Genomic DNA, 21,645 nt, shown 5'->3' on the forward strand with positions numbered 1-21,645 from the left:
GAAGCAAAAAAAAAGCAGCGCTAATGAACGCTGCTTTTTGGGGACCGATTAAACGTAGTTATTTAACGGATAACGAGATAAAGCGTGGAGTTACCTCGTTTTACATTGAGTGCGATAACACCACTGGCATCATCTAACGCATTTCTAAAATCTGACACGCTAGATGTGCGTTTACGATTAACACCCACAATCACGTCATCAGGCTTAAGACCAATGCGTGCAGCCGGGCTGTTGCGCTCAATATCTGAAATAACTACGCCAGCATTGCCGGCTTCATCTGCGCCATTTGTTAACGTAGCGCCTTCCAAGGCAGGGTGAATTTGCTGCGCGGTGACGGTAGCTTGCGTAGCATCACCCAATACAACCTCTACGGTGACTTCTTCACCTTTACGAAGTAGCGTCAGCTCCACTTCTGCGCCAGCGCCCATACTGGAAATACGCGCACGTAATTCAAGGAAGCTATTGATCTTACGGCCATTAACTTCAGTTATGATGTCTCCCGCTTCTATACCGGCATCTTCGGCCGCGGATTCCGGCGTGACTTCGCTAACAAATGCGCCAATGTTCACATTGGCGTTCATCGCTTCTGCGAGCCCTGCGTCAATGTCGCTACCGACTATGCCTAATAGGCCGCGGCGAACTTCGCCATATTCGGCAATTTGATCAGCCAAGCTTTTCATCATATTTGAAGGGATAGCAAAACCAATACCTACATTTCCACCATTAGGCCCAAAAATAGCGGTATTGATGCCCACTAAGCGACCATGTAAATCCACCAATGCGCCACCGGAGTTGCCTCGGTTAATGGCAGCGTCGGTTTGAATAAAGTCTTCGTATCCGCCAATATTTAGGCCAGAGCGCCCAAGGGCACTGACTATGCCTGATGTCACTGTTTGCGAAAGACCAAACGGGTTACCAATGGCCACCACAAAGTCGCCTACGCGGAGTTCGTCTGAATCGGCAAGAGGAATTGCTTTTAGGTCATCAGGGTCAATTTTTAACAAAGCAATGTCGCTTTGTTCATCAGCACCTAATTTCTTAGCCGTAAACTCTCTGCCATCAGTAAGCTTAACGGTAATCTCGTCTGCGTTGTCGACCACATGGCTGTTGGTAACCACATACCCTTTTTCTGCATCAATGATAACGCCTGAGCCTAAACCTCTAAACGGGCGTTCTTGCACTTGTTCCTGTGGTGCGCCAAAAAAGTACTGGAACATTTCTGGAACTTGTTGGCGAGACGTTTGCGTGCCTTTCACTGCAATACTCACCACAGCAGGGGTGGCTTCTTCAAGCATGGGTGCTAACGACGGCACTTCGTCTTTCTTATCTGAAAAGAAAGGCAGTGCCGCATTTGCGGTAACACTAAAGCCCATAGAGCTAACTACAACGGCAGACGCCAATACATAATGGCGAAAAGACATTTTCATGTTCGCTTACACTCCTTCAGGTTATTGCGACATTGTATCGATTTTACTAAAGAGTCTTAAGTTACTGAAAAAGTTCCAGGTGTTAGGGTTTCTCTGCGGTAGACTGTTCCGATTTTCCGGCGAATAGACCTGACCCCGAGTTTGCAAAGTCTTTTGGTTGGGTATCAGAAACCCTATTTGACTTCGCTTTTTCAGTGCTCTTTAGGTTATTACGTAAATAGGTGGTGGCTTGCTCACCATAAAAAGGGACTTTAGCGTCTTCGTCGTCAGACTGGTGGAGCAAGGCTTCGTATTCTTCCATTTGCGAGCGCAAGGTGGCGCACTGGCTTTCAATGCTTTCAACACTTTGACGAGTTTGGTGAATATGGTGTTGCGCCTGTTGCGAGAGAATTTCCTTCACTTGCTGTTCTGCCGTCGCGGCATTGCCCGACCCTTGTTTAGATTGCACAAAGCGACCAACAAAAAAGCCAATAATTACACCAACCACTAATAAAGCAAGGGACACTAACAGTTCCATTTCCATCTCCGAATCATACTACAACTTACCTCAGCTAACCTGATACGGTAAATAAGAGGCAAACGACCATACTTTACTATAGCAAGGTCGATGGTTAAGTGCGCCCATTGTCGTTGTTTATTGCGATAATACGACAAAGGACACCACGCAAGGTGCGATTCTACCGTGATTTTACTTAAAATTAAGGTCATAATTGAGAAAATCAAGCAGGTCGGTGCAGCCACCATAAGTATTGACATTTTTACGGAGTAGTTTGGGCGATGACGCCATGGGAAAAGTATCAAGCAGATTTAACCTCACCAGAATTTCATTACGATGCGGCGCAGGAAAACGCAGTTAAAGAGCTTCAACGGTTATACGATGAACTCACAGAGCTACGTAAGAAAGCCACGTGGAGGGTGAAATTGAAAGCCGCCTTTGGGAAAGGGCACAAAAAAGCAGGCATTCAAGGGATTTACTTCTATGGTGGAGTAGGGCGGGGAAAAACCTACCTGGTTGATACATTTTACGATTGCTTACCCTTCGAGAAAAAAATGCGCGTGCATTTTCACCGCTTTATGCACCGTGTTCACGATGAACTTAAGCGACTAAATAATGCCCAAGACCCCCTGAAAACCGTAGCGGAAAAACTGGCAAAAGAAGCGCGAGTTATCTGCTTTGATGAATTTTTTGTTTCGGATATTACTGATGCCATGATTCTTGGCACTTTAATGGAAGCGCTTTTTGGCCATGGTGTTGTGCTTGTGGCCACCTCTAATATTGTGCCCGACGAACTCTATAAAAATGGCCTTCAACGCGCACGCTTCTTACCTGCTATCGAGCTTATCAATCAAAACACCCGGGTGGTTAATGTGGACAGTGGCATTGATTATCGCTTACGTACCCTAGAGCAAGCTGAAATTTATCACTATCCACTTGATCAACAAGCGACAGCAAACTTACATGAATATTTTAATCAACTCGCGCCTGAAGAAGGTACTCGAGAACAAAATATTGAAGTCAATAATCGACAAATACCCACCCTGAGGGATGCCGACGGTGTACTTATGATCGACTTTTCAGACTTGTGTGGCGGGCCCCGTAGTCAAAGCGATTATATTGAACTTAGCCGGTGTTACCATTCGGTGTTGCTGGCAAACGTGAAAGAAATGGGGCAACACAATGACGATGTAGCACGCCGCTTTATCGCTATGGTGGATGAGTTTTATGAACGCCACGTTAAACTGATAATATCTGCCGAAGTCGCCTTGGAATCCTTGTATACAGAAGGGGTGCTCAATTTTGAATTTAGGCGTTGTTTAAGCCGACTAAAAGAGATGCAGTCGCATGACTATTTGGCAACTGAGCATTTACCTTAAAGGTTAGCAGATAAGTAAAACAGCATAAACACTGTATTGTTTTAGCTAAAATAGGTAGAATTTCGGCAATTTTTCTGTGCCCAAGGTATTTCAACGCTGGTGTCGCTTAATCAATAGGTGATGGGGTACAGGCAGTCGATAAAAACGCAACGCAGCATCCTTATTGCGAAAAAGAGAATTTTAAGATGGGAAGAGCATTCGAAGTACGTAAAGCCGCCATGGCAAAAACTGCTGGCGCAAAAACAAAAGTGTACTCTAAGTACGGTAAAGAAATTTATGTGTGTGCTAAAAACGGTGGTGCAGACCCAGACACCAACCTGTCGCTTCGCCGTTTAATGGAGAAAGCGAAGAAAGACCAGGTGCCTAGCCACGTTATTGACAAGGCTATCGATAAAGCCGCAGGTGGTGCGGGAGAAGACTTCCAGCCTATGCGCTATGAAGGCTTTGGCCCAGGTAATTGCATGGTTATTGTGGATTGCCTATCTGACAATGCGAACCGCACCATTACCGACGTGCGTAATTGCTTTACTAAAACCAACGCTAAGCTTGGCGCACAGGGCGCGGTTTCTCATATGTTCGATCACCAAGCCATTTTTCAGTTTGCCGGTGACGACGAAGATGCCATTTTAGAAGTGCTTATGGAAGCAGATGTAGATGTTACTGACGTTGAAGTAGAAGACGGTAAAGTGACTGTGTACGCGCCACATACTGAGTTTTACCAAGTAAAAACTGCGCTTACTACGGCCTACCCAGACATGACCTTTGAAACGGAAGAAATGAGCTGGATCCCACAGACAGAAACGGAAATCAGCGAAGATGATATGCCTATGTTTGAAAAGTTCATGGACATGCTTAACGATTGTGATGACGTGCAAGACGTTTATCACAACGCGATAACGCCAAGCTAAATATTTACCGCAAACCTGTTGTTTAAAGAGCACGAACACCGCGTTTTGCGATGAAAGTAAAAAGTGATATTTGCTTTAAGAGAAGATCATAAGCCTTATGGGACACCGTAAGGCTTTTATATCGTTATTAGATCCCCAATCACAGCCTTAAATTGCTTAGCGTAATTTCTGCTCAAGCGAACGTTTATGTGGCCCGAGAGGCACACGTCATAATCACCATTTAGCCTCGATTGATAAGACGTTACCTTATCGATATTTACTATGCAGGAACGGTGAAGCTTAAAAAATCGCGAATCGAGCTCTTCGCCTATTTTTTTTAAAGAGGATGAGTGCAAATAACTGTTATCTTCTGTCTGAACAAGCACGTACGGCGAGTCTGCCTTAATGCAAAGGATAGCGTCAAAGCTAACAAGGTGATGTTGTCTGCCATTTTTTATCTCAAGGTTTTTAGGTTGAGATTCTGCTGTATCGGTAATCTCATTGGCTTCTTTTGAATCTAATGTGGGCGAATAGAAACGCTTTAGGTAAATCATCGACAAAAAATAGATGAATAGGATCTTGGAACTATCATTTGAGAAAGTGAACGCGAGAATTTTTGCAAGCCCATATCCTTGGTCTTTGAATATCCAAGAGATTGCCCACACCATAACAGTGGACACAAAAACATGACAGAAAACTAATGCCCCATAAAGCAAAATCAGCTTTTGGTGAGACATCTCTTTAATCATATGAAAAGACTTATACGAACAGAGATAGGCGAGGAAAAACACTACCCAAACGCACTTGAAAAGTAGTGACTCAAAAAACACAAAGGATGTGTTATGCCTTTCGGTAAACAAGTAATCCTGAAATATGGACAAGATCATTCCGCATAACGCGACCATGCACACAAGTACAACTGATTTTCCGAGGATAACAGGGTATATCTTTCTTCGTACTGCACTTATCACAATAAGCACCTGAGTGAAGGCTGTGACTGAACGTTTAAGTTAGCAAAGTCATGAATGCTTTAAAACTAGAATTGCCATCAAAAGTCTGGCTCAGTCTTCAATTTAATCGCAACATGAATTGTTGCTCCAGCTTCCGTAGTCACAACCTCGGGTATGGAACCATACTTTCCTGATTTTTTTGAAAGTAACTTCTGGCGTTCTGTTAGTAATTTATCGTCAGAAAAATACGCTTTTAGTGCCCACTGACGGCCATATTTTTCGGATATCGTAGTGAAATGAATATGACCACCTTCACGTCCTAAATGATCAGGCGCCGCTTTGATTGTGTCAAACGTAAAGCGACCGTGCTGATCTGTCATCGCCCATCCTTGTATGCGCCAGGTTGTTGTTTCTTTATCGTTAAGGCCAAAATCAAATCCTTGGCTATCTCTGTGGTAAGCGTGAACGATAACGCCTTCTGCTACATTGCCATTTGGGTCAAACACAAGACCTCTAATCTTTAGCCGTGTACCAGGCTCATCATTGTTAACCATGAGGGCCGATGATTTTAGCTCAGAAGGTAGACTCGCAACAGCCTCCTCCCAAGAAGCTAACCATGAAGGGTCGACATTGGCGTATACAGGTGACGAGAGTGTACAAAATGTAACGGACAGTCGTAGAGCCAAAGCAGTGAGAGTTGAAGCCATAATAAGTTGCCTTTGTGAGTCACAGATAGCTAAAAATTGCACAGCAAAACCAAAGCGTTCAATGTATTTTTTCTGACACGATGAGTTTTTCAAGCGAGCGGAGTGAATACGTACTTTCTTAGTTACTTACTTTACGAGACAGGCATCTTTAATGTCCGACTTGGCGCTTGTGTTATGCCTGTCTCGGAAGTCGCTTTTTCAGTAGCGGCTTGGTTTAACTTGAATTAACATACATAGCGAGACAGGCACTTTTAGAAATGTATAAGTGGCATGCACAAAGGCTCTGCACTAGGCCGTTTAAACAGACTAATTTTTCTGTTTTGGAGGTTGGCTGGAAATGTGGATGTGTAAGTATAGTTTTGGCTCAAGGGTCCATGTCTTTAATGGCGTGAATCATCAGTAAATTTGGTGCGTTTAGCTCTTTGGGCGCATCGCTACCCCAGTAATCGCCGAGCACTTTGTCGCCCCTGAACCCGTTGCTGATGTTGGTTGTGGGCATATTGCTCAAGGTGCGCTTCTTTGCCGGCGGCGTGTTTAAAGCAGGCTTCAAATTGGGTGGTTAAGGTTAACCATTGCTCACGTTCGATGTTGAGACGTTCCAGAATAGTGGGCAAGGTATGTTCAACCTTGCCGCGTTTGGTGGGGTGAATATATCGGCTGGTGGTATCGACAAGTTGAAGGTAATCGGGAAGCGTAAAAGGCAGGCTCTGTGGCATACTTTGTTTTGAACTTTGTGCAAAAGGCATGAGTCGTTTCGGCGTTTTACCTACTCTGGCGGCGTTAATACGATATTGAATACTTGTATGGTCAGAGGTTTCTGGTGTTTTCGCCATGTTGGCGCGAACCGGGTTTAAATCAACATAAGCCATACACGCTGCAAGGGCTGATTCATCCAGTAGCGCTTGAGACTTAAACCGCCCTTCCCAAAAATGCCCAGTGCAATCATCTTCTTTGTTTGCGGCTCTGGCAATATATTCGTTTAAAGCACGCATAAACCAACTAATATCATACAACCGTTTACGCCATATCTCTGCGGTGGCCTCCACCGTTTTAATTTCTACTTCGTGCAAGTTTTTGCGTAACGCTGGTGATAGGTAGCGCTGTGTGAGTAAGGTGCCTTTATACAGTCTGTGCCAACGTTGAATCACTTCTTCTGTGGTGAGAGCGTCTGCCTTATCTTTACTGACATGTAATACCACGTGCGTATGATTGCTCATCACCGCATAGGCGCACACATCAATAGCAAACACATCACTAAGCACGTGAATACGGTCTTCCACCCAGTAGCGACGATGCTCGAAACTCTTACCGTCTTCCTCGCCACACAAAAACGCGCGGCGAACACAGCGTGAAACACAGTGGTAATACGGTGTGTCTAATAAACTGATTTGTGATTTTCTGGCTTTAGGCATCTGCACTTTCTAGCATTGGTTTACTCCACTAATAGTGTGAATAGCTAACCAAAGTAAAAAAAGTGTACTGAAGTACAGTTTTGGTACCGCCGTGTTATGCCTGTCTTGTTAAGTAAGTAATCCCTTTGGCTTCAAAAGCAGCCAAAAATAAAGCCCCTTGAAAAAGTCTCAAGCCGCCTGATCCAGAAACAACAAAGCCCCGCTTCCTAGGTCAGAGTGCGAGGCTTTGGATTCAAATATGCTTTTTATTTTATTCGTCTACTTCGACATAGCAATCGTTTTCTAACTCAAAAGAGATTGGAAAATCATTATCAAGATATTCTGCTAATTCGGGACACTTATTCACTAATGTGGAAGCATTGTACAAGGAAAAATTGTCTTCATTTTCACAATACTCTTCAGTCTCTTCTCCTGAAAAAAATCGCCATCCACTATCTTTTGGCTCTGAGGGCTTTTCTCTGTAGAAATACCCTACAGGTTTACCACCTTTCATAATTTCGTCACTTACAACAACATAGCCTACTTTGATTTTTTCACTCATTTCGCTTCTCATTAATTGTCTTTTTCTTCATGTTTATGGCTTCGGTTGCTTGATCTATCTTCTAGTTGATAAAGATCTGGGTCGTTTTCAGCCTCTATCACTTCTGGTCTAGTACTTCCTTGTTCTTCATGCATTTTTTTCCTTTTTCGCCATTCCTGCCCCGGTTTATGCCCAACATCAATCTCTCCATCAACAAGAGGCTCTCCAGTATTAGGGTCTACCACACAAACGTGATGAGACAGGCATGTTTATTTTATGCCTGTCTTGTTAAGTTCATGGGGTTGGATTCAATGAAGAAACAATTTACTCTGCACCTTTATTTACTTCCCATAATCTCGAAAATTTTGATATTGTGTATAGGCCGTATAAAACTACAAAAAATGAAACAATATAAAAGCAATACTTATTTCTATCTATTGAAGTAATTGCACTTTCAAAAGATTGGATTTCATTTCCATCAACCGAAACTTGATAAATAGCTATAATCGAATCCTTACTAAAATAATTTATTAGATCTAAATTCAAATCATAATGAAGTAATTCAATAACCTTTAAATTATTTGTTTTCATTGAGCTAACCAAATTCTCTTTATTACCTAGTATGTTCAAGTAATAGTATGCGTTATCGATTCCTCTAAGTTTAATTTTAACTCTGTAACTCTCAACTTCGTAGCTCTCTACAACTCCTACAGATTTGGTCAAATCTGTAGGAGCAGGCACAAAATAGAATAGCTTTATTGATGCATACGAAATGATAGTGCCAATACATAAAACAAATAAACCCAAGGCCAAATTTAACAATCGTTTACCGATCATGTTCTTCTAATTCCCGTTTTGCTTGCTCTTTGACAACAGCTAACCCTGTGCCGAGTACCTCTCCCGGCTTGCCTTCAAGACTAGCTGTGCCGATACTAGTGGTAAGCCCAGTAGCAGCGCCATCCAACGCGCCATTTCCAAAACGTGATGAGACAGGCATGTTTATTTTATGCCTGTCTTGTTAAGTTGCTTAGCGATTACGATTTGTTACGCCAAGTGCCACGAGATTTATTGGCTTACTCTGGGAATTGGGTATGCAACCAGCTATTTAAAGGTAAAACTGTTTACTACGAACAGTTACCCGATTCATTTGGTGATATTCAAAATTGTCTGAAACGATCTTATCGTCAACAACGTATGGCGCTGGCAAATCAACTAGACCTAAATGCTTTTCTGACATTATTGTATTTGGCAATTTTCAGCAAACTTTTTTGAAAAAACCACGGCCTACTGAAGCTGAGTGTTTAGCATTTAAACTTTATAAAAAACTATTTTGTGTTAAATACCCAATCGGCTCTCCTGACGTACTTGCTTTGCACATATCCCAACTCTTAAACCACTATTCATCAACTCGATACAGCAACGATAAAAGTACTTCTCAAGATGAAAAATTAAATTATTACTCAGCGATTTTCGATTACTACAATCAGGAGCTTTATAAAGGTGAGAAAACCTTAACTTTAAAGCTGATCCTCAATGACAAAGAATTTGATAGAAAACTGTCAAAATATAACGTTCTTAAAAATCCATTTGATAAACAAAAATCATTTTTAACACCTTTTGATTAGAGAGTTTTTTCTAGCTAATTAATAAGTATAAAATTATTGTAGTTTTAAAATTGGTCCAAGCATTTTGCATAACTGGTCCACGTGTTTTGGAATTGCTGGTAAAAATGATTGGAATGTCCATGTGGAGATTACAGCTTTTTTGTGAACGTATTCCAATCAGAGAAGGTCGATAATTCAACGTTACTGGACCAACTCATTCCAATCACTTTGGACCATTAACCTAAACCATCAAATCAAAGTACATCTTTATAATTAATTTAATATAAATTAATTAGTTAAGCGTTTAATCAGTTTCCATTTTGAACATAGCTCAGGTTAAAAACCAGTTCCAGTCTTGAGGTAAAAAACTACGGATTAGATCCACGCTTTTAGTATGTTTTTAACTGAAATTTTTCTATGATCATCTTAAATTCTTATATGGATTAGGTCACGAAAACAACAGTTAAAGATTGGTACATCGTTTCAGTTTTTGACGATGAGGAATTGATCGGAAAAATCCTCTGGGGCACTTGCGAAGAAGATGAGACTTACAGATTTTCACCGGGCAGCTATATCAGTACTTCAAAGGTTGAAAAGATTTTTCCAAACAAAAGATTAATCATTACAGCGAGTGGCAGTTGCTATAAATTGATTGGCGAAGGACAAAAGGCTCAAGTGCAAATAATTGACTTCGAACTCCTTCGAAACGGCTTTTCGCCTGAGCAGATCACCCAATTGAATTTGGCACCAAACGGATTTTTTCATTGAGCTGCTAGCCAGCCTTGAAAACAAAATCCCAAGCCAGCTACCCCAGAAAAAACAAAGCCCCGCTCATGAAATGACCAACTATTGGGGGTCACTTCAGTGCGATGCTTTGGATCCAAAACATTAAAATCAAATCTTGTTAAATAAACCCCCGAGACACTCGGAAGATATTCCTCTTCCACCACCGAGATTCGTAGATTCTCCTGTCTCAGTGTTCGTTAAGATATATTCAACTCCCAGAGCAATTTTACCTGAGGACAATTTGGCATAAGAAATATTGTGAACCTTCTTGTCTCCAATGAAACTAACAACTTCCCAATTTACATCTTCTCCAAAACGGTAGTTAGGGATCTTAGTCACTTCTGACAAACAAATTTCAATCTCGTTGAGTATCGCTTCATCTCTCGTTGACCTTATACTTCTACCACTAATACTTTCCTTTAAAGCAACTTCTTCTAAGTTCATTGCTTTTAAGTCAGAAATTGCAGATTTCTTATCGAATGAATTAGACAAAGTTTGATATCCAATTAGAACTGACAAGCACAATGCACCTGCAATTTTTAAAGCATTTGATTTAACTTCACTCATGTAATTACCTTAAATCCCAACATTCACATCTAATGCTTCTTTCATCTTGGTGGCGATATTATCCATAGTAGACTGTATTGCTTGGCCTGCGCTTTGTAGACCATTTCTGACATCTTGGCCTGTTAACGAACCTACTACTTTGGCTTGCCCTGTACCAGTATGAATAAAGCCGTTAGCTTGAGGCGTTCCTTTTTCGAGAGATAATTGCACACCTACGTCTGGGTTTGGTCCCAAAGTAGTGTTTCCTGCTACTGTACCTACAGCTCCGGCACCTCCTTGTCCACCTGCAATCATATACTCGCCATTTAACGCTGTTTCATATCCACCAGTCATAGCGCCCATTTCAAAACCCGTACCTGCTGAAGGTGTTCCAGTAGATGAGCCTATTTCATGTGAGGTATAAGTTCCAAATTTAATTCCATCAAGTGAAACGTCTAAGAAAACACCACCTGCATTGTCACCACTAACGCCAGCATTTCCACCTCCAGTAAATCCAGCATATATGACAGCTTCTCCATCAGGGTCAACATACTTATATGGATTATTATTCGCGTAGGCATATCTATTAAAACCCTGTACACCCTGTAAACCATTCATATGCCCCAAAGCATCCACAGGATCATTCGAGTAGAAACGCCCTATAACTGGATCATAGTATCGTGCCTGCATATAAGTAAGCCCAATACTTTTGTCATGCTTATGGCCGGTGTAACCTATTTCATCTTCACCTGAACTGGCATTCGTCTTCCCCCACTCTAGTCCGAAAGGGGCATAGCGCAATGGCTTAATAAGGCCACCGTCGCTGTTTGTCTTCCCAGCCGTTGTACCTAAAATGTCTGGGTGGATAAACGTTTGTTCGCCTGCCCCCTGATGGGCAATTAATCGTTTTCTAAACGAGACAGGCATGTTTATTTAGTGCCTGTCTTGTTTAGTAGTAGTAGTCGTTTGAGCAAAAAAATTTGGCGCCTATAGGGTTTCAAGTGTAATAAAAAACGATAACTACGTACTAATGCTTGTAACGTAGCGGCGGTTTCGGTGGCAACCGCTTAAACAGACCTTTTTAAATAGAAGAATAGCTAAATAACAGGAGGGAGTATGAAGAGCCAAAACACTAAACCACAGTTAAGGGAATCTTCTAGCCTAAAAGACCTCGTTAAAATGCAACCAGAAGTTGCGTTGTTCGAATCGATGTTAAAATCAAAAACGCTTACCATTATGGTTGGGGTGATGCTTTCATCATTTCTGGGGTTCTTATATTTTTTGTCTAAAATGGCGGGTGCTTAAGCGTAAATATTCCTAAGTTAGTGTGATACAGCAATGAACTTAGCAATGAGTGAATACCACTACCCCAGTAATCGCCTAGCACTTTGTCGCCCTTGCACCCGTTGCTGATGTTGGTTGTGGGCATATTGCTCAAGGTGCGCTTCTTTGCCTGCGGCATGTTTAAAGAAGGCTTCAAATTGGGTGGTTAAGGTTAACCATTGCTCATGTTCTATGTTCAGACGTTCTACAAGAGTGGGCAAGGTATGTTCAACCCTGCCGCGTTTGGTGGGGTGAATATATCGGCTGGTGATGTCAACAAGCTGAAGGTAGTCTGGGAGGGTAAAAGGTAAGGCCTGTGGCATGCTTTGTTTTGAGTTTTGCGCAAAAGGCATGAGTCGTTTAGGCGTTTTACCTACTCTGGCGGCATTAATACGATATTGAATACTCGTATGGTCAGAGGTTTCTGGTGTTTTCGCCATGTTGGCGCGAACCGGGTTTAAATCAACGTAGGCCATACACGCTGCAAGGGCTGATTCATCCAGTAGCGCTTGAGACTTAAACCGCCCTTCCCAAAAATGCCCAGTGCAATCATCTTCTTTGTTTGCGGCTCTGGCAATATATTCGTTTAAAGCACGCATAAACCAACTAATATCATACAACCGTTTACGCCATATCTCTGCGGTGGCCTCCACCGTTTTAATTTCTACTTCGTGCAAGTTTTTGCGTAACGCTGGTGATAGGTAGCGCTGTGTGAGTAAGGTGCCTTTATATAGCCTGTGCCAACGCTCAATCACTTCTTCTGTGGTGAGGATATCCGCCTTATCTTTTGCTACGTGCAGCACCACGTGTGTATGATTGCTCATCACCGCATACGCGCACACATCAATAGCAAACACATCACTGAGTACATGAATGCGGTCTTCCACCCAGTAGCGGCGATGTTCAAAGCTTTTACCGTTTTCCTCACCACATAAGTATGCGCGGCGAACACAGCGTGAAACACAATGATAATACGGCGTATCTAATAAACTAATTTGTGATTTTCTGGCTTTAGGCATCTGCACTTTCTGGCATTGGTTTACTCCATTAATAGTGTGAATAGCTAACCAAAGTAAAAAAAGTGTACTGAAGTACAGTTTTGGTACCGCCGTGTTATGCCTGTCTCAATAATGGGTGTCGGAGTTATCATGCCTGTCTCAGTAGTGGTTTCGTCTTAATTCGAAAAGCTTCTTGCTTTTTTATCCCCTCCGCTATTGAATACCTCTACACATTTAAAAGGAGAATTCAGGTGATTAAATTTAGCGTGTTGCGCAATGTGTCAGTCATACTGATAATGATGACGATGTTATGCACCTCAGCGGTAGCAAGCCAAAAAGGAGATTTGTTGGGAGAGGTGAGTAGCGAAGCGCTATTAGCAGAATTTCCTGCTTTTATGAGCGAGTACTCCACCTATGAACCCAGTGAGGAAGAGCTTAATGCTGTTGCCGCATTAGAGGGTAATCAATTAGTTATATTGTTTGGCACATGGTGCCACGACAGCGAAAGAGAGGTGCCTCGCCTTCTGAAAACCCTGGATGTTAGCGGATTAGATACGCCTGATTTTACCTTGATTGCGGTTGATAGAACAAAGCGTGATCCAGAGGGTATGGCTAAGAAACACAGCCTCAAATATACGCCTACCTTTGTTTTGCTTCGCGATGGTGACGAAATTGGCCGTGTGGTAGAGCGGGCTGATGCCGGCTTAACCCAAGACTTAAAAGCATTCGTTGAGGTAGCTCAATAATCTTTTTACAATTTGCTGCATAGCCTGTTATGCAGCGTTGTGCTCGCTTTTTTCTGGCAATGCATTACGTGTTTTTTCTCCCCACTCTTCTGTCCTCTATCCTTTTGCTTTAGATTAGGTTGATACAATTAGGCATGTTTTAGCGATTATTTCGCCTATTTTTATTGCAATGATGACCTTATAGTACATACCAATTAGTGGTTAAGGTTTTCACCTTTTCCGATTTTTTTGTCCAAGTGCGGTTATTTAAACGCCGTGCCGTTGAATCAACGTTAGACAGTCACTGTAAAATAAAAAGGTCATTTATGTCGTTTGATAATCAATTTGGTCCGAAAGGCTGGACGCCAGAAAACATCGCATCTATTGCGGGTAAAACGTATCTCATTACCGGCGCAAATTCAGGTGCGGGTTTTCAAGCTACGCGAATTTTATTGTCGAAAGGCGCTAATGTCGTAATGTTAAATAGAAACCCGAGTAAATCGGACGCCGCCATTCGTGAACTAAAGCAAGAATTTGGTGAAGGCGCCAACGTCAGCTACATTGTTATCGATTTGGCTAATTTGTCTTCTATTCGCACTGCCGCCGATGAAATACTCGAAAACGTCCCCCACATAGACGCGTTAATCTGTAACGGTGCGATTGCACAAATTTCAAAACAAGAACTAACAGTGGATGGTTTTGAAAGCCAGCTTGGGGTAAACCACTATGGCCACTTTTTACTGTGCGGCTTGTTGTTCGAGCGCATCGACGCTACTTCAGGTCGTATTGTGGTTGTCTCAAGTGAAGGGCATAAAATGGGGCTAAGAACTATTCAGTTCGACGATATGAATTGGGATAAAAACTACCACCCGAATAAGGTCTACAGTCAAAGTAAGCTAGCACAAATGATGTTTGCTTATGAGCTACAAGACAAAATTGCAGCTGCGAATAGAAACGTAAAAGTGTATGTGTGTCACCCAGGTGCGTCGAATACCTCACTTATTAGAGAAAGCGCAAGTGTGATGACGCGCGTGTCATGGTGGATTATGGTGAAGCTAGGGCTTGCGCAATCTGCCGAAAGAGGCGCCTACCCTGAAGTGATGTGTGCCACAGAAACACCTCTAAAAGAGCGCGCTTACTATGGCCCTACAGGGCTAATGAATTTTGGTGGGCCAGTGGGTGAATGCAAGCTAGAGCCTTTCGTTTTAGATAAGCCTGTATTAACTACTTTGTGGGAACGATCTGAAGAAGCTACGTCGTTTAATTGGTCTTTATAGGTTGTATCTCGTTGCGCCTTTGCAGTTCTTCATGTCAGTAACATGAAAATTTTAGCGTTTTTTTTAGGAATAGTTATGGTGAATCTAGCGGCACTGCCTGCTAATAACGCGAACCCTGATAAAAGTGGAGAATCAACGTCTGTTCAAGATGTTGATGGGAATCTTTATCAAACCGTGACGTTAGGTGGGCAAACTTGGCTCTCTGAAAACCTGAGAACCACACGGTTTCAGGACCTCTCGCCAGTGACATCAGGCTTTATACCTAAAGACGATGAAAAAAACTTGGCTACCTATGGTCGCTTATATAGCTGGGTGGATGTAGCGGATGAAAGAAAGCTATGCCCCGAGGGCTTTCGGGTTGCCACTGATGACGACTGGAAAGAGCTTGAGCGACACATAGGTGTAGCAGTCGAAGAACTTCATCGCGAAGGGTGGCGTGGTGACAATGACGTAGCCATTACCCTAAAAGCGCAGCAACCTGATTCATGGTTGAAGCGTTTTGATAAAACAAAAATTAACGCTCATCAATTTAATGCCCGCCCCGCTGGGGTAAAGGTGGGGAATTGGTATCTCACTCAAGGCGTTTACACCGAGTTTTGGACAAGCAGTAGCGCCTCTGAAAAAGAAGCTTTTGCACGCACTTTGGCTTACGCGTGGTGGAATTCCCATAAAGGTGAAATTCGCCGTGCCAAATTAAATAAAAACTATATGTTCTCGGTTCGCTGTGTGAAGGAGGCTTAAGCGTCATGAGGTTTTTTTTTGCATGTATATTGAGTGTGATAACTGCGCTACACGTCGTCGGTTGTGCTGCCTCTGAAGTGGATGAGGGGAGTACAGCCTCAAAGAGCGAGTTAGTGGTGCTGGTGCATGGTTTAGGGCGCAGTGATTGGGCTATGTGGCGCTTTGCACATCGCTTAGAGGCGGCTAATTATGAAGTTTGCTTGTTAGATTATGACACCCTAGGTGAAAGCGTTGGCAGTGTTTTGTTTGAAACCACAGCGCAAATTGATAAGTGCCTATTGGGCGCGGCCAGAGTACATTTCGTGGGACACTCTTTAGGTGGGCTGGTTATTCGTTCGTACCTTCAAAGAAAACTCGCAACGTTGAATAAAGATAACATTGGTGAAGTGGTGTTAATAGGCACTCCGAATAAAGGCAGCGAATTGGCTGACCATTTTAACGGCACCTGGTTAATGGACGTGGGTGGTGGAATAAGCCAAGCACTGGTCACAGGAACCCATAGCTTGGGAAATAATCTTGATGAGGTTAAGGTTAACGTTGGCATTATTGCTGGCTCCCGCTCATCTATGCTAACTCGTGCTCAATTTTCGGGTCCCAATGACGGTTTAGTGTCGGTGGAATCCACTAAATTGGCACACATGCGTGATTTCATCACTGTGGACGTAAATCATACTCAAATGCGCTATAACAAAGCGGTGGCAGAGCAAACCATTCATTTTTTGCGTCACGGTGAGTTTAGCCATTAAGCGTGAATACGGGGGGCTAGGTTATTTTTTAACGGGTCCTTGAGTTTTTCAATTTTGACGCCATTTTACTCCCTTCATGGCCCGCTGGTATTACTGGCAACAGTGTCAGTCAATGGGCCGTTAGAATAATAAAGCGATAACGCATTTACGTGAAAACACCACATCGAAGTATTACATTCCCTTCGATCACGCCCTTTGTTATGGCGTGGGCGTTGTCGTGGCTAATTTTTAGTGTTGGCTTTAATGGGCAGATGTTGCCTGCCCACGCTGAGGTTACCTCACCCTCGCCACTCGCTAAGTTCACTCACCCTGGACTAAGTTACAGCCACAGGCAGGGCAACGTGTCATTAGCGCCTGCCAATGACGATAGCGAACCCCCTACTGACATCGCTTTTTTTTCGCTAGCTATTCAGCGGTTTGCCGCCGAAGCGTCAGTAGAGCTTGTTTCACCCAAGGTCGTTCAACCTTCCTTTCGTTACCTTATACATCCAAGGGCACCTCCCCAATTCCTGTAGTGCATGCCTATGGCGTACCCAACTCAATTTTCGGCATTACTCACTGATATTTCGAAAACCTAGTGCTGTGCGCCTGTTATAGAATTAATTACAGGAATAAAACAATGACACGAATATCTCTTCGTGGCTTAGTGTATGGGCTTGTCGTGGTGCTAGGTTTGCTTAGCGCGGCTCCCAACATATTGCCACACTCTATCCAGCAACATTTACCTCAATGGTATACCCAAAACACCCTGTCACTTGGGTTAGATTTACAAGGTGGATCTCACTTACTATTGTCGGCTGATAAAAACGCCTTATTTGAACGTCAACTACACAGTTACGCTACGTCTTTGCTAACCGAACTAAGAGAGAAAGGGGTGCGTTATGCAAAACAAGATAGTGCCTCCCCCCTTCAAGTTCAGCTTGTGCTTAAAGATGCAAAGGATGTCAGTAAGATTAACGCTGCGGCTTATCAGGTTTCAGCACAACCTTCTGGTACCGCCGCGTTAGCGGTAACCAGTCAAAGTACATCTGTGACTATCACGCTGAGTGATACTTACGCTCAAGGGTTATTAAAAGACGCATTAGCACGCAGCGTGGAGGTGGTTCGAAAGCGTTTGAATGAAACAGGGTTAACTGAACCTACGGTGACGTTGCAAGGCAGTGACGCAATATTGGTCCAAATGCCAGGCATGTCAGACCCCTCTCAGGTAAAGAGTCTACTGGGAACAACTGCGCAAATGTCCTTTCATTGGCAAGCAAATAGCGACACATCGGCATTTATGCTGCGCCACGATGCCAGCGGCCGTAGCTATAGGTTGGAGCAAAATATAGCGTTAGAGGGAGAGCATATCACCGATGCCAGTGGCGCCCTCAGTGCTCAAACTGGCCAGCCTGTGGTGACCTTCAGATTAGACAGTATAGGAGCAAAGCAATTTGCCACCATGACCCGCGATAACGTTGGCCGGGTACTTGCGATTGTACTCGACGATGAAGTAATTACTGCCCCTGTAATTAATGGGCCAATACCCGGCGGGCGAGGGGAAATTGCGGGGTCTTTTACGCTGCCTGAAGCCCATGATGTGGCGCTGATGTTACGTACCGGTGCATTACCTGTGCCATTAAGCATAATAGAAGAGCGCACCGTGGGACCAGACTTGGGCAGTGATGCTATTAAGACAGGCATTGAAAGCGGCGTAGCCGGCGCTTTGTTGGTGCTGGCATTTATGGTCGCTATATACGGGCGCTGGGGCGCTATTGCGAGTTTTGCCCTTATTATTAACATGGCATTGGTGTTTGGTGCACTGACGCTGTTTGGGGCAACATTAACCTTACCGGGCATTGCCGGCCTCATCCTTACTATGGGGATGGCAGTCGATGCAAATATCCTTATTAACGAGAGAATTCGAGAAGAAAGCAAAAAAGGGCGGCCTCCCTTAAGTGCCATCAATATCGGCTTTCAAAAAGCTTTTGCTACCATTGTCGACGCTAACTTTACTACACTCATTGCGGTAAGTTTGTTATTCATGTTCGGTAGCGGGCCGATTAAAGGGTTCGCAATAACCATTGCTCTAGGCTTAATAACCTCGGTGTTTACCGCGGTGGCATTAACCAAAATATTAATGCAATTCATTGTACGAAGACGAGCCAATAGGTATGGACGCCGGCCGCTAACGTTCTCGTCTCCACTGCTGAAATTAAGCGACAAATTGCGAGGCGTAAATTTTATAAAGCCCCGTAAAGCTGCTCTAATCGTTTCGGTAGTGCTCACGTTGTTATCTGTAGGGCTATTTACTAAGCCGGGCTTGCACTACGGCGTAGATTTTACTGGCGGCACCATGGTGGAGCTTACAGCGCCTTCACTGTCTACCGATAATTTAAGAGAACTTATTCGCACCCAAGGGTTTGAGCAAGTGACTATTCAAGAGTACGGCAGTGTGCACCACTACTTGTTACGTGCCCCAGTGCAATCAGCAGAAGGTGCAGCATACACCGACCAGCTTAAACAAGTGATTGCGAATGCAGATACCCAGGTAACATTTGATAAAGTGGATATGGTGGGGCCAAAAGTCAGTGGTGGTTTCGCTGAGCTCTCTATTTTAGCCTTGTTGATTGCTGGAGCGGGTATGCTGGTATATTTATGGGCCCGGTTTGAGGCACATTTTGCCACTGCTGCTTTGCTTACTGTGCTACTTGATTTAACAAAGACCATTGGCTTTTTTGCATTGACAGGCATTGAATTCAACCTTACCGCAGTGGCTGCATTGCTGGCGTTGATAGGCTATTCAATTAACGACAAAGTGGTGGTGTTAGACCGAGTGCGTGAACTATTGCGGCTGAAACCTACCCAACCCCTGGAAGAAACGATTAACGATGCGGTAAATAGTACTTTAAGCCGAACGGTATTTACGTCATTAACCACCTTGTTAGCCTTGCTTCCCATGGCAGTATTTGGTGGAGACGCAGTAGCTAGTTTTGCGTTACCTATGGTATTTGCTGTGGTGATTGGCACCTCATCTACGCTGTTTATCACCTCTGGTTTATTATATGTATTAGGTAAACGTAGGGAAAAACGAGGGAAAGCCCAGTTAAAGCCCACCAAGGCAGAAATTCAGGCGTCGTTAGCACATATACCTTAAACACATATATGTCATAATAGTCGTTAATATAGGAAAGCCCGATGTGTAAAGGCCGTCTTTTGCACGTCGGGCCAATAAGGAACCGATAATGTTTGCAGTTGATCACATTATTTTACTGAGCGCGGTACTTGCCATTTTAGGTGTTCTTGCGAGTAAGCTCTCCCCACGCTTTGGCGTACCTGTGCTTGTGCTCTTTTTAGGCGTAGGTATGTTGGCGGGAGAAGATGGTATTGGTCGTATTCACTTTGATAATGCAGACACAGCGCACTCTATCGGAACCTTTGCGTTAATTCTCATCTTATTTGATGGTGGCTTACAAACCTCGCGTAAATCGATAATGCGAGCCTGGAAGCCTGCGGCACTGCTAGCTACATTAGGCGTTATTGGCACAGCCACGGTAACCGGGTTAGCTGCTATGTACATCCTAGATTTGCCCTTGTATATGGGGCTTCTACTAGGTGCCATAGTGGGGTCAACCGATGCTGCGGCGGTGTTTTCGGTACTGCGTAATGCGGGCATCGCTATTCCAGCCAAAATCAAAGCAACATTAGAATTAGAAAGCGCCTCAAACGATCCTATGGCTATCTTTCTTACCGTAGGTTTAATTACCCTAATACAAGATAGCACCACTAAGCCCCTTGAGTTATTAACCTTGTTTGCCAGCCAAATGGGGCTAGGCGCGCTAGTCGGCGGGCTAGTTGGCGGCATTGCTGTGTGGTTGTTTAGGCGAGTGACATTAATGGCCATAGGTTTGTACCCTGTGTTTGTTATGTTGTTTGGGGTACTGGCTTTCGGCCTTGCAGCGAATGTAGACGGCAGTGGTTTTTTGGCCACCTTCATTACGGGCGTGGTCATTGGCAATAGCCGTTTTTCGTACCAACGAAATACGTTTGTGTTTTTAGATGGCTTAGCATGGCTGGGACAAATAGCGATGTTCGTTATTTTAGGGTTGTTGGTAACGCCTTCAGAACTGTTTCAAAGTTGGAAAGAGGGGTTACTCATCGCGGCGGTGCTCATTTTTGTTGCTCGCCCTTTAGTGGTTATGCCACTACTCTTACTCAACCGATTCTCGTTCAATGCCGCGTTGTTAATTTCATGGGTGGGGCTGAGAGGTTCGGTGCCCATTATATTGGCTATTTTTCCGCTCATTTTTGGTTTGCCCAACGCGGAGCTTATTTTCAATGTCGTGTTTTTCATTGTGTTAATTTCGGCATTGCTACAAGGCTCTAGCTTACCCTTTGCTGCCCGTAAATTAGGGTTGGTGCTGGAAGGTAAACCGAAAGCGTCCAATACCATTGAGATTGTTAAAGTGGCAAAAAGTAAGCGGGAACTCATCGAAATTGAACTGCCTTATGGTTCTCCGGCTGTGGGGTTAACAATTAGCGAGTTATCTTTACCTGAGGGCACGATTATCGCGTTAGTAGCGCGAGGCGAAGAAACCTTAATTCCTAAAGGTAGCATTACACTTCAAGAAGACGATCAAGTGTTTATTGTCACTAAGCTGTTGGATAAAAACGCCGTAGAGGCGTGCTTTTACCCCGAAAAATAGCCACTATGATTAGCGGGAATATTTGCATATCGCTATTCGCCATCACTTCATGTAGAATGCGCCGCGGAGTTGGCCTGGCAATCGCCGCTTTCTTAGGAAAGGGGAGGAAAGTCCGGGCTCCATAGGGCAGGGTGCCAGATAACGTCTGGGCGGCGTGAGCCGACGACAAGTGCAGCAGAGAGAAGACCGCCTAAGCATGTTTACATGCCGGTAAGGGTGAAAGGGTGCGGTAAGAGCGCACCGCACCTCTGGCAACAGAGTGTGGCAAGGTAAACTCCACCCGGAGCAAGACCAAATAGGATCCCTTAACGTGTGGCCCGCATGGGGATCGGGTAGGTTGCTTGAATCAGTGAGTGATTGCTGATCTAGAGGAATGATTGCCCACGACAGAACCCGGCTTACGGCCAACTCCACTCTTTTTTAGCGTCAATCGGCC

General features: G+C 43.9%; 23 protein-coding genes and 1 other RNA gene. 12 read left to right on the top strand and 12 right to left on the bottom strand.

Annotated elements, in window-relative coordinates; all coding sequences use genetic code 11:
- Window positions 1-62: 62 nt before the first annotated feature.
- Window positions 63-1,421, bottom strand: coding sequence for a DegQ family serine endoprotease (locus EP13_RS03815; protein WP_044058721.1), 1,359 nt, complete (start codon window positions 1,419-1,421; stop codon window positions 63-65).
- Window positions 1,422-1,509: 88 nt separating this feature from the next.
- Window positions 1,510-1,944 (bottom strand): ZapG family protein, encoded by a 435-nt coding sequence (locus tag EP13_RS03820; RefSeq protein WP_044056104.1) that lies wholly within the window; start codon window positions 1,942-1,944, stop codon window positions 1,510-1,512.
- A 260-nt stretch (window positions 1,945-2,204) separates the two neighbouring features.
- Between EP13_RS03820 and zapE the strand changes: the two genes are divergently transcribed.
- Entirely contained in the window at window positions 2,205-3,302 is a 1,098-nt protein-coding gene (gene zapE / locus EP13_RS03825; protein WP_044056105.1) for a cell division protein ZapE, read from the top strand.
- 185 nt (window positions 3,303-3,487) lie between these two features.
- Window positions 3,488-4,210: a YebC/PmpR family DNA-binding transcriptional regulator gene (locus EP13_RS03830; protein ID WP_044056106.1), complete on the top strand. Its 723-nt coding sequence runs from the start codon at window positions 3,488-3,490 to the stop codon at window positions 4,208-4,210.
- Window positions 4,211-4,326: 116 nt separating this feature from the next.
- On the opposite strand, the gene EP13_RS03835 is transcribed toward EP13_RS03830, so the two are convergent.
- The 7 genes from EP13_RS03835 to EP13_RS19215 all read right to left on the bottom strand — a co-directional run bounded on the left by EP13_RS03835 (window position 4,327) and on the right by EP13_RS19215 (window position 8,775).
- On the bottom strand, window positions 4,327-4,938 hold the full coding sequence (locus tag EP13_RS03835; protein WP_197035946.1) for a LytR/AlgR family response regulator transcription factor: 612 nt from the start codon (window positions 4,936-4,938) through the stop codon (window positions 4,327-4,329).
- A 299-nt stretch (window positions 4,939-5,237) separates the two neighbouring features.
- Window positions 5,238-5,846 (bottom strand): dioxygenase family protein, encoded by a 609-nt coding sequence (locus EP13_RS18840; RefSeq protein WP_052364271.1) that lies wholly within the window; start codon window positions 5,844-5,846, stop codon window positions 5,238-5,240.
- Between the two features lie 434 nt (window positions 5,847-6,280).
- On the bottom strand, window positions 6,281-7,258 hold the full coding sequence (locus EP13_RS03845) for a transposase (protein WP_044056108.1): 978 nt from the start codon (window positions 7,256-7,258) through the stop codon (window positions 6,281-6,283).
- A gap of 250 nt (window positions 7,259-7,508) precedes the next feature.
- Entirely contained in the window at window positions 7,509-7,799 is a 291-nt protein-coding gene (locus EP13_RS03850; RefSeq protein WP_044058724.1) for an immunity protein Imm33 domain-containing protein, read from the bottom strand.
- An 11-nt stretch (window positions 7,800-7,810) separates the two neighbouring features.
- On the bottom strand, window positions 7,811-8,023 hold the full coding sequence (locus EP13_RS19020; RefSeq protein ID WP_081869432.1) for a GH-E family nuclease: 213 nt from the start codon (window positions 8,021-8,023) through the stop codon (window positions 7,811-7,813).
- Between the two features lie 79 nt (window positions 8,024-8,102).
- On the bottom strand, window positions 8,103-8,615 hold the full coding sequence (locus tag EP13_RS03855; RefSeq protein ID WP_044056109.1) for a hypothetical protein: 513 nt from the start codon (window positions 8,613-8,615) through the stop codon (window positions 8,103-8,105).
- The gene (locus tag EP13_RS19215; RefSeq protein WP_156026725.1) at window positions 8,605-8,775 is read right to left on the bottom strand and encodes a hypothetical protein; all 171 of its coding nucleotides are present in this window, start codon (window positions 8,773-8,775) and stop codon (window positions 8,605-8,607) included. Before EP13_RS19215 ends, EP13_RS03855 begins: the two co-directional genes overlap by 11 nt.
- 166 nt (window positions 8,776-8,941) lie before the next feature.
- On the opposite strand from EP13_RS19215, the gene EP13_RS03860 reads away from it, so the two are divergent.
- The gene (locus EP13_RS03860) at window positions 8,942-9,403 is read left to right on the top strand and encodes a hypothetical protein (RefSeq protein ID WP_044056110.1); all 462 of its coding nucleotides are present in this window, start codon (window positions 8,942-8,944) and stop codon (window positions 9,401-9,403) included.
- A gap of 873 nt (window positions 9,404-10,276) precedes the next feature.
- Here the strand turns inward: EP13_RS03860 and EP13_RS03870 are convergent.
- Window positions 10,277-10,735, bottom strand: a complete 459-nt coding sequence (locus EP13_RS03870) for a hypothetical protein (protein WP_044056112.1) — start codon at window positions 10,733-10,735, stop codon at window positions 10,277-10,279.
- Window positions 10,736-10,744: 9 nt separating this feature from the next.
- A complete protein-coding gene (locus EP13_RS19325) occupies window positions 10,745-11,641 on the bottom strand; it encodes an RHS repeat-associated core domain-containing protein (protein ID WP_052364273.1) in 897 nt (298 codons plus the stop codon).
- A gap of 189 nt (window positions 11,642-11,830) precedes the next feature.
- Between EP13_RS19325 and EP13_RS03880 the strand changes: the two genes are divergently transcribed.
- Entirely contained in the window at window positions 11,831-12,019 is a 189-nt protein-coding gene (locus tag EP13_RS03880; protein WP_044056113.1) for a hypothetical protein, read from the top strand.
- Window positions 12,020-12,078: 59 nt separating this feature from the next.
- Here EP13_RS03880 and EP13_RS03885 read toward each other — a convergent pair whose 3' ends face one another.
- The gene (locus tag EP13_RS03885; protein ID WP_044056114.1) at window positions 12,079-13,056 is read right to left on the bottom strand and encodes a transposase; all 978 of its coding nucleotides are present in this window, start codon (window positions 13,054-13,056) and stop codon (window positions 12,079-12,081) included.
- Between the two features lie 230 nt (window positions 13,057-13,286).
- Here EP13_RS03885 and EP13_RS03890 point away from each other — a divergent pair, with 230 nt between their 5' ends.
- The 8 genes from EP13_RS03890 to rnpB all read left to right on the top strand — a co-directional run bounded on the left by EP13_RS03890 (window position 13,287) and on the right by rnpB (window position 21,625).
- Window positions 13,287-13,781 (top strand): thioredoxin family protein, encoded by a 495-nt coding sequence (locus EP13_RS03890; RefSeq protein ID WP_231497919.1) that lies wholly within the window; start codon window positions 13,287-13,289, stop codon window positions 13,779-13,781.
- A 305-nt stretch (window positions 13,782-14,086) separates the two neighbouring features.
- Window positions 14,087-15,037 (top strand): SDR family oxidoreductase, encoded by a 951-nt coding sequence (locus EP13_RS03895; RefSeq protein WP_044056115.1) that lies wholly within the window; start codon window positions 14,087-14,089, stop codon window positions 15,035-15,037.
- Window positions 15,038-15,112: 75 nt separating this feature from the next.
- Window positions 15,113-15,778 carry a fibrobacter succinogenes major paralogous domain-containing protein gene (locus tag EP13_RS03900; RefSeq protein ID WP_044056116.1) on the top strand — a complete coding sequence of 222 codons (666 nt, stop codon included), beginning with the start codon at window positions 15,113-15,115 and terminating at the stop codon, window positions 15,776-15,778.
- A gap of 5 nt (window positions 15,779-15,783) precedes the next feature.
- On the top strand, window positions 15,784-16,524 hold the full coding sequence (locus EP13_RS03905; RefSeq protein ID WP_044056118.1) for an alpha/beta fold hydrolase: 741 nt from the start codon (window positions 15,784-15,786) through the stop codon (window positions 16,522-16,524).
- A gap of 149 nt (window positions 16,525-16,673) precedes the next feature.
- Window positions 16,674-17,039, top strand: coding sequence for a hypothetical protein (locus EP13_RS18850; protein ID WP_052364274.1), 366 nt, complete (start codon window positions 16,674-16,676; stop codon window positions 17,037-17,039).
- Between the two features lie 104 nt (window positions 17,040-17,143).
- A complete protein-coding gene (secD, locus tag EP13_RS03915) occupies window positions 17,144-19,660 on the top strand; it encodes a protein translocase subunit SecD (RefSeq protein ID WP_044056119.1) in 2,517 nt (838 codons plus the stop codon).
- A gap of 88 nt (window positions 19,661-19,748) precedes the next feature.
- Complete coding sequence (locus EP13_RS03920; protein WP_044056120.1) at window positions 19,749-21,209, top strand: potassium/proton antiporter; 1,461 nt, start codon at window positions 19,749-19,751, stop codon at window positions 21,207-21,209.
- A gap of 65 nt (window positions 21,210-21,274) precedes the next feature.
- Window positions 21,275-21,625: RNase P RNA component class A (gene rnpB, locus EP13_RS18980), an RNA gene on the top strand.
- The last annotated feature ends 20 nt before the right edge of the window (window positions 21,626-21,645 follow it).

Origin of the sequence: Alteromonas australica (assembly GCF_000730385.1) — a bacterium.
Lineage (GTDB): Bacteria > Pseudomonadota > Gammaproteobacteria > Enterobacterales > Alteromonadaceae > Alteromonas > Alteromonas australica.